This window comes from Stenotrophomonas sp. P5_B8 (assembly GCF_054049855.1).
This window is the reverse complement of record NZ_JBFULO010000155.1, coordinates 1-8,337: the sequence shown is the minus strand read 5'-3', so window position 1 is coordinate 8,337 and position 8,337 is coordinate 1. Positions and strand designations below refer to the sequence as shown.

Here is an 8,337-nt window from a genome sequence, read left to right as displayed (position 1 = left end):
GCGTTGGATGCTCGGGCAGTCCCGGCGCCCTTTGGATCTGGTGGCGTCTCCGATCGGGAGTGTCGCGCGCGTGAGGGCCCCGTAGCGGCCGGTAGGCTTCTGGGCAAAATCAAGGAGGAGGCCGCAGGCCGGGGGACATTTGCGCCAGGGGCCTACCGGCCGCTACGGGGCCCTCACGCGCGCGACACTCCCGATCGGAGACGCCACCAGATCCAAAGGGCGCCGGGACTGCCCGAGCATCCAACGCCGCGCACCCTCGGCTGTGGTCCCTGGAACGCGACGCTCCCCTCCATTGAGAAAAGAAAAAAAAGGGCGCGCCTACAGGCGCGCCCTTTGATGGCTGCGCCGGCCATTGGCCGGCACACCCGCTTCCCGCTCACGTCAGAAGCCGACCGACCAGTCCAGCTGGGCACCAACGTCACGCTGCCCATCCCCATCGCGCCCCTGCACCTGCAGCGACACGCGGCTGTTGGCGGTCGGGCTGACCGCCACCCCGAGCTGGGCCAGCACACTGCTGCGTGCCAGCGGTGCACCGGTGATGGCGAAGTCCTGCGTGCCCGCCACGAAACGGGCGGTCGCCGTCGGCAGGCGGTCGCCGTCGGCGTACTGCCAGCCCACGCGTGCGGTCAGCACGGCCTTGTCCTGCTCGCCGCCACTGATATCCCAGTCCGCCTTCAACGCCGCCAGACCGGTACGGTAACGGCCATCGGAAGAGGCGATTCGCAGCGCGCTATGGCCACCGTGTTCCTGGCTGCCATCGCTTTCCAGACGCACCTGGGCCAGCTCGATTTCCGGCGTCAGCTGCAAACGCGGTCCGCCGAACGTCCAACCGGCACGCACGAAAGCAGTAGTGGCGGTGGCATCTTCGCGGGCCGACAGCGTCTCGGCGAACGTCGTGCCGATCTGGGCTGTGCGGGTGCTGTCGGTGCGGTAGTCCGCGCGGGTCACCCCGCCGCGCAGGCGCAGCCCCAGCCAGCCATAGTCGGCGTAGACGCCGTACTCGGTCGCATCGGTCTCGGCGCGTGCGTCGCGCTCGCGCAGGCGGGTGTCCAGCTGCTGCTGGCCGGCGGCCACGCCGAACTCCAGCGACTCGCCCACCTGCCAACCGGCACCAGCCATAAGCCCGTGCTGCTGCGCGCGCGTGCCGACATTGGCGGCAGTGGCGTCAGTGCGCCGTTGCCCGCCACTGCCGGCCAGCCACACGCGCACGCCCGGTGCGATGCCGCCGCTGATCGCGCGGCCATCCAGGTGGCGGTCGATGCCGTCGTGCAGGAAGCGGTTCTGCAGCAGCGTGCCGCGGTTGGCCGCATGCACTTCACCGCTGAGGCTGTCGAAGGCCGGCACCACCTGCGGCACTTCCAGGCGCACCACTGCGTCATAGACCGCGTTGCCGGTACCCAGCGCTTCCACGGCGCCGGCCACCGCCTTCTGGTTGTCGTTGACCACCACGTCCGGGAACGTCAGCTGCACGTCCGGCATCGATACGTCGTTGCGCGCCATCGTCAGGTAGACGTTGTTGGCGTCGTAAGCCAAGCTCGGATCGAGGAAGGCGAAGTTGCTGCTCACCCCGGCGAAGGTGCCCTGCACGCCGTCACCGGCGCTCAACACGGTGTAGCGTGTGGACACCTTCCAGTCGCCGGCCGCAGCCACCGCCACGGTGCCCGCACCACCCAGCGTGGCCACGCCCGCCACGTCCACGCGGTCGCTGCTGCCGTCGGCGGCGACATCGACGCGATAGGTCGCGCTCGGGTCGAACACCAGATCGCCGGTAACCGTCAGCCGGCCCACGCCCATGTTCGGGCCCGGGTCCAGCGTGCTGCCCGAGCGCAGGTGCACGTTGCCCACCCGGCCACTGCCGGCCAGGTACGCCGCGTTGTCCAGGTTCACCTGGCCGCCGAGCGCGCCGTCCACCATCAGGCGGCCGCCATCCACCACCGTGGTCCCGGCGAAGGCACTGCTGTCCCCGGTCAGGGTCAGCCAATGGCGCCCCTGCGCGAAGGTGCCGGTGCCGCTCAGTTGCCCGGCGTACTGCAGCACGCGGGTGGTGTCGATCTGGAACGTGCCGGCACTGCCGATGGCGATGTTGCCGGTGGGCAGGGCATTGCCGGTGGCCAGCACGCGGCCGTCGTCAATGCGGGTGGCGCCGCTGTAGGCGCTGCCCGCCATCACCAGCTCGCCGCCATCGGTCTTGACCAGCACGCCACCGGCGCTGGCACGCACGTTGCCGGCCAACGTGGCACGGCTGGCGGTGCCGACGGACACGGCCACTTCGCCGCGCAGCTGCACGCTGTTGTCCAGCGCCACCGCATCACCCAGTTCCAGTCGCGTGGCATCGTCCAGGGTCACCAGGCCGGTGCCCAGCGCCTTGCTGCCATAGACCGCCAGGGTCCCCGCATCGACCACCGTGCCGCCGCTCCAGCCACTGCTGTCCACGCTCATGGTGAGGCTGCCGGCCCCGGTCTTGCGCAGCTGGCCGTTGCCACTGACGGCACGCTGCATGAGCACATTGTTGACCGTCTCCATGGTCGAATCGGCCGCCAGCAGCACGTTGCTGTCCACGCGCAGCACGCTGTTGGCACGCAGCGTGCCACCGCCCAGTTCGAGGGTGCCGGTGCCATTGCCGGTGGTGATGCTGGCCGGCAGCGCGCCGCCGACTGCGAGCACCGCCTGCGGGCCGACTACCAGGGTGCCGACGCCCAACGCGTTGCCGCCCAGCAGGATGTTGCCGCGCACGGTTGCCGTGGCGCCATCGGCGATATCCACGCGCCCCCAGCCATTCACGCCGATCCGCAGCGACGCGGCGTCCAGGCGCGAGCCCGTGCCGGTCACCGAGGCGGTGCCGACGCCGCTGGCGGCCAGGCCGAACGTGGTGGCGTCCAGGCTGACCGCGCCGCCGTTGGAGACGTCGATCGCACCGATGCCCGCGTTGCCGATCACCGCGACGCTGCCGGTCTGGACAAAGCGCGCGTCGGTGCCGGAGACCCGCAGGTCGCCGCGTGAGCGGTCGCTCGCCGAGCGCGCCTGGTTGCCGATGTACAGCGCGCCGCGCACTTCTACGCTGGCACCGTCCTCGACCTTCACCGTGCCTTTACCGAGCTGGCCGATGTAGAGCACGTCGGTGTTCACCCACCGGCTGCCGGTGCCGGAGATCTCGGCCAGGCCCACGCCGGTATCGGTGTTGCCGACGTAGCCGGCGAGGCTGGTCATCTGCGCCCCATCGAGGATGCGCACCGTGCCGTTGCCCTGGTTGCCCAGCAGCAGGTTGCGATCGGTGCGGAACAGCGACTGCGCGCCGCTGACGTTGACCGTGCCCACGCCGCTGATGGCGGCGCCGATGTAGGAATCCAGGCCGATCGACAGCGTGCCGCCGTTGTCGATGTCGACCAGGCCCCGGCCGAGATGGCCGACGCCGAGGGTGGTGAGCGAGGTCCAGGTCGACCCCGCACCGGAGATCAGCACCCGCCCGTCGGCGGTGGCGGCGGTGCCGCCGTCACCGGTGCCGACGAAGATGGTCCCCGAGGTCAGCGTGCCGCCGGCCAGGACCGACAGGTCGCCCCGGCTGGCATAGCCGACGTGGAGGTGGTCGGTTTCCTCGCCAGGCTGGGACACCACCGCCGTGCGGCTGCCGTCGATATAGGCGGCCACCGAGCCGGCGGTGGGTTCACCGAATTCCCAGTTGCCGCCCGTGCCCCAGTCGTTGTTGATCGAGGCGCGCCACTCGTTCCAGCCGTTGACGCCGGCCAGCGCGGCCGGGGCCATGCAGGCCAGCGCGATGCCGGTGACCAGCGGTGCCAGGCGCGGCGCGCGGCGCGCACTGCGCGCGCCTGCACGGCCGCCGCCACGGGCGAATTCGGATACCACCTGCACGCACTTGAGCGCGTGGTTGAAGACCACGCGGTAAACATGATTCACAGCCAACCCCTGTTTTGATCTGAATCGGCGGTATCGGCCGTCGGCTGAACGACTTTAGGGTTTGAAATCGATTAATCTGAATAATTCAAGGAACGGCGTCGCATATCCCGTGTTTGCCCTGTACCTGCCCGACCGTCAGGCGGCCGGTCGACCGGCACGGGCCAGTCATGGGCGACCGGGCTTACAATCAACGGCTTGTCGTTTCTCTCATCCAGCCTGGAGTAACCGATGTTCCCGCGTGACGTCCGCATCGAAACCTACGATCCCGAACTGGCCAAGGCCATCGCCGCCGAAACCCAGCGCCAGGAAGACCACGTCGAGCTGATCGCCAGCGAGAACTACACCAGCCCGGCGGTGATGGAAGCCCAGGGCAGCCAGCTGACCAACAAGTACGCCGAAGGCTATCCGGGCAAGCGCTACTACGGTGGCTGCGAATACGTGGACATCGCCGAGCAGCTGGCCATCGACCGCCTCAAGCAGCTGTTCGATGCCGACTACGCCAACGTGCAGCCGCACAGCGGTTCGCAGGCCAACCAGGCGGTGTATTTCGCGCTGCTGCAGCCGGGCGACACCATCTTGGGCATGTCGTTGGCCCACGGCGGTCACCTCACCCACGGTGCCAAGGTCAATGCCTCGGGCAAGCTGTTCAACGCCGTGCAGTACGGCGTGGACGAGGCCGGCCTGATCGACTATGACGAGGTCGAGCGCCTGGCCGTCGAGCACAAGCCGAAGATGGTCGTCGCCGGTTTCTCGGCCTATTCGCAGGTGGTGGACTGGGCGCGCTTCCGCGCCATCGCCGACAAGGTCGGTGCCTACCTGTTCGTGGACATGGCCCACGTGGCCGGCCTGGTCGCCGCCGGTGTCTACCCGAGCCCGCTGCCGCACGCCCACGTGGTCACCTCGACCACCCACAAGACCCTGCGCGGTCCGCGGGGCGGCATCATCATCGCCAAGGGTGCCAGCGAAGAGCTGCAGAAGAAGCTGCAGTCGATCGTGTTCCCGGGCATCCAGGGCGGCCCGCTGATGCACGTCATCGCCGGCAAGGCCGTGGCGTTCAAGGAAGCGCTGGAGCCGGGCTTCAAGGCCTACCAGCAGCAGGTGGTCAAGAACGCCCAGGCGATGGCCAACACGCTCATCGCGCGTGGCTACAAGATCGTCTCCGGTGGTACCCAGAATCACCTGATGCTGGTGGACATGATCGGCAAGGACGTGTCCGGCAAGGATGCGGAAGCTGCCCTCGGCCAGGCCCACATCACCGTCAACAAGAACTCGGTGCCCAACGACCCGCGCTCGCCGTTCGTGACCTCGGGCCTGCGCCTGGGCACCCCGGCCGTCACCACCCGTGGCTATCTCGAGCAGGACTGCGTGGACCTGGCCAACTGGATCGCCGACGTGCTCGACGCCCCGGCCGATGCGGCGGTGATTGCCCGCGTCCGCGACGCGGTCAGCGCGCAGTGCCGCAAGTACCCGGTTTACGGCTGAGGATGGACGAGGGCCGCCAGCGTCGTCGATACGCGCTGGTGGCGGGTCTATTGGGTGTTCCCGGTGCTGGCTGCGCTGGCGCCGGTGCAACGCTGCTGGTCGGCACTGCCGCATGGGAAGGCGCGCGGTGGTCTGCGCTGCTTGGGCTGGCCTGCTGGCTGGCCCTGATCGCTTGGGCCGTGCTGAGCTGGCGCTACCTGCGGCGAGGTCGCGAGGGCCTGCGCGCGGGTCGGTGGCCGTTCTGGGACCGGTCGCTGTGGGCACTGCTCATCCTGGGCCTGATCGCCGCCGGCTGCATGCTCGCGATGTCGGGCCTGCTCGTGCTTGGTGGCCTGATGAATCGGGAACCAGGCATGATCGCGACCGGCGCCATCCTGCTGTTGTTTGGCCCGGCGCTGATGTGGCCAGTCACCCTGCTGCTGCAGGCACGTGCTGGATACTGACGCTCACAGCCAAGAGGCCCCGATGCCGACCGTCGACGATGTTCGCCACCAACGCCTCTACCTTGCCCAAGCGCTGGTGTTGGGCGTGCCCGCGGTGTTGGCCGGCGGTGGGCTGGCGATCCTGGCGATCTGGGCGTTTTTCACCCGACGCACCTATATGGGGGCCAGTGAAGGCCCGCTCCTGCTKATCTGGAGCGTGGCTGGCCTGTGCGGGCTGCTGGCCTGGCTATGGCTGAGTGGCGTGTACCTGCGGCGCGGGCGCAGCGGTCTGCGGCATGCCGGCGCGCTGGCGTGGGCTGGTCTGGGCCTGGGCATGCTTGGCGCGCTCGGGGTAGCCGGTTTCATTGCATTCGCCCTCGTCAACGGCAGCCCGTGGCAGGTGCTCGGTTACCTGGTGTTCGGCCCGCTGCTGCTCTTTCCCAGTGCGCACCTGGTGTGGCTCGCACGAGGGCAGATGCGCTGAGCGCATGCACCGAGAACATTTCTGCGGTGAGGGAGCCTCGATACGCGATCGGTGGATCGACGTGTGAAGACCGGCGACTGGCGCATCTGGCGTGATCCAGGCGCAGGCTGCAGCCGAGGGCAGGGCCTCCAGCACTTGATATTTGCTGCCGGCAGGCCTTCTCAGGTACCGTTGCGACGCTGCCGTGACCACGGCATGACGTTTTCCTGATGCAAGGCGTTCCATGTACTGTCCGTTCTGCCAGCATGCCGATACCCGTGTGATCGATTCTCGCGTCTCTGAAGACGGGGCGACGATCCGGCGTAGGCGTGAGTGCGAGGCCTGCAGCGAACGCTTCAGCACCCTGGAAACCATCGAACTGAAGCTGCCGGCGATCGTCAAGAGCGACGGCAGCCGTGAAGCGTTCGATGCGCGCAAGGTGCGCAGCGGCTTCGACCGCGCGCTGCAGAAGCGGCCGGTGCCTGAAGACAAGATCGAGCTGGCGGTGCGCGCGGTGATGCAGCAGGCGCGGATCTGCGGCGAACGTGAAATCCCCTCGATCAAGGTCGGCGAGTTTGTGATGAACGAACTGCGCAAGCTCGACCATGTCGGCTACGTGCGCTTTGCTTCGGTGTACCGCAGCTTCGAAGACGTGGCCGATTTCCGCGAAGAAATCGAGAAGCTCGAACGTGAGCTTCCTTCCAGCACCGAACAGCTGCAGTTGCTCGGCGATGTGATCGCGCTGACCAAGAAGAAAAAGGGCTGAGCCCGGCCGCATCGCGGCCAGCATCGCTGGGCTACCATCGGCGCTGAACACCTGCTGCCGATGACTGCCGCCATGACCGACTTCTCCGCCCTCGACCACCTGCACATGGCGCGCGCGCTGCGCCTGGCCGAACGCGCCGCCTACACCGCACGGCCCAATCCGATGGTCGGCTGCGTGATCGCACAGGGCCAGGACGTGGTGGGCGAAGGCTGGCACCAGCGCACCGGCGGGCCGCATGCGGAAGTCTTCGCCCTGCGCCAGGCCGGCGAACGCGCCCGCGGCGCCACTGCCTACGTCACCCTGGAACCCTGCGCGCACCATGGCCGCACCCCGCCGTGCGCGCTGGCGTTGATCGACGCCGGCGTCAGCCGCGTGGTCGCGGCGATGCGCGATCCGTTCCCGAAGGTGGATGGCGGCGGCTTCGTGCTGCTGCGCGAAGCCGGCATCGCGGTGGTTGAAGGGCTGATGGGCGCGCAGGCGCGCGAACTCAATCGCGGCTTCCTGTCGCGCATCGAGCGCGGTCGGCCGTGGCTTCGGGTGAAGCTGGCCGCGAGCCTGGATGGGCGCACCGCGATGGCTGACGGCCGTTCCAAGTGGATCACCGGCGCGGCCGCGCGCGAGGATGTGCAGCACTGGCGCGCGCGTGCCGGCGCCATCCTCACCGGTGCCGACACGGTTCTGGCCGACGACCCGATGCTGACCGTGCGGCTGGCCGACACCGAGGTGCTGCCGCCGCTGCGCGTGGTGCTCGATACGCGGTTGCGCTCGCTGGAATGCGCCCGCGTGCGCGAGGGCGGGGCGCCGACGCTGTACCTGCACGATGCCTCGGTGAGCGCGCCGGACGCCGCCGATGCCGAGTTTGCCAGCGTGCCCAGCCGCGACGGCCGCCTGGACCTGGGCGCAGTACTGCGCCTGCTCGCCGAGCGTGGCATCAATGAAGTGCACACCGAAACCGGTGCCACCCTGGCCGGCGCGTTGCTGGCCGGTGGCTGGGTCGATGAGGTGCTGCTGTACCAGGCGCCCACGCTGCTGGGTGAGCACGGCTTGCCGCTGCTGTCCGGGCTGGGCATCCATGCGATGGACCAGCAGCGCCGGTTGCGCATGGTGGATCAGCGTCAGGTGGGCGAGGACCTGCGGTTGCTGCTGCGGGTGTGATCGGTGCGCGTGGGTCGGTTTGGGTGGGGGCCGGCCGCCGTCGGTGGGTCGGGCGCTGGGGCCCCATGCCCTTTCCGGCGAATGTCCTCCGGCCGCGGRGCGGCCTCCYCCTTTATTTCGCCTCCAAGGGCATGGGG

The 8,337-nt window shown here is 68.9% G+C and carries 6 protein-coding genes; 5 read left to right on the top strand and 1 reads right to left on the bottom strand.

The window, feature by feature from the left end:
• Positions 1–381: 381 nt before the first annotated feature.
• The gene (locus tag ACXJKH_RS10450) at positions 382–3,912 is read right to left on the bottom strand and encodes an autotransporter domain-containing protein (protein WP_457319379.1); all 3,531 of its coding nucleotides are present in this window, start codon (positions 3,910–3,912) and stop codon (positions 382–384) included.
• A 228-nt stretch (positions 3,913–4,140) separates the two neighbouring features.
• Here ACXJKH_RS10450 and glyA point away from each other — a divergent pair, with 228 nt between their 5' ends.
• The 5 genes from glyA (at position 4,141) to ribD (ending at position 8,200) form a co-directional block, all read left to right on the top strand.
• Positions 4,141–5,394 carry a serine hydroxymethyltransferase gene (glyA, locus tag ACXJKH_RS10445; protein ID WP_256775390.1) on the top strand — a complete coding sequence of 418 codons (1,254 nt, stop codon included), beginning with the start codon at positions 4,141–4,143 and terminating at the stop codon, positions 5,392–5,394.
• Positions 5,395–5,396: 2 nt separating this feature from the next.
• On the top strand, positions 5,397–5,837 hold the full coding sequence (locus ACXJKH_RS10440; RefSeq protein ID WP_457319378.1) for a hypothetical protein: 441 nt from the start codon (positions 5,397–5,399) through the stop codon (positions 5,835–5,837).
• A 22-nt stretch (positions 5,838–5,859) separates the two neighbouring features.
• A complete protein-coding gene (locus tag ACXJKH_RS10435; protein WP_256775392.1) occupies positions 5,860–6,300 on the top strand; it encodes a hypothetical protein in 441 nt (146 codons plus the stop codon).
• Between the two features lie 223 nt (positions 6,301–6,523).
• A complete protein-coding gene (gene nrdR, locus ACXJKH_RS10430; protein WP_256775393.1) occupies positions 6,524–7,045 on the top strand; it encodes a transcriptional regulator NrdR in 522 nt (173 codons plus the stop codon).
• A 72-nt stretch (positions 7,046–7,117) separates the two neighbouring features.
• Positions 7,118–8,200, top strand: coding sequence for a bifunctional diaminohydroxyphosphoribosylaminopyrimidine deaminase/5-amino-6-(5-phosphoribosylamino)uracil reductase RibD (gene ribD / locus ACXJKH_RS10425; protein WP_457319377.1), 1,083 nt, complete (start codon positions 7,118–7,120; stop codon positions 8,198–8,200).
• The last annotated feature ends 137 nt before the right edge of the window (positions 8,201–8,337 follow it).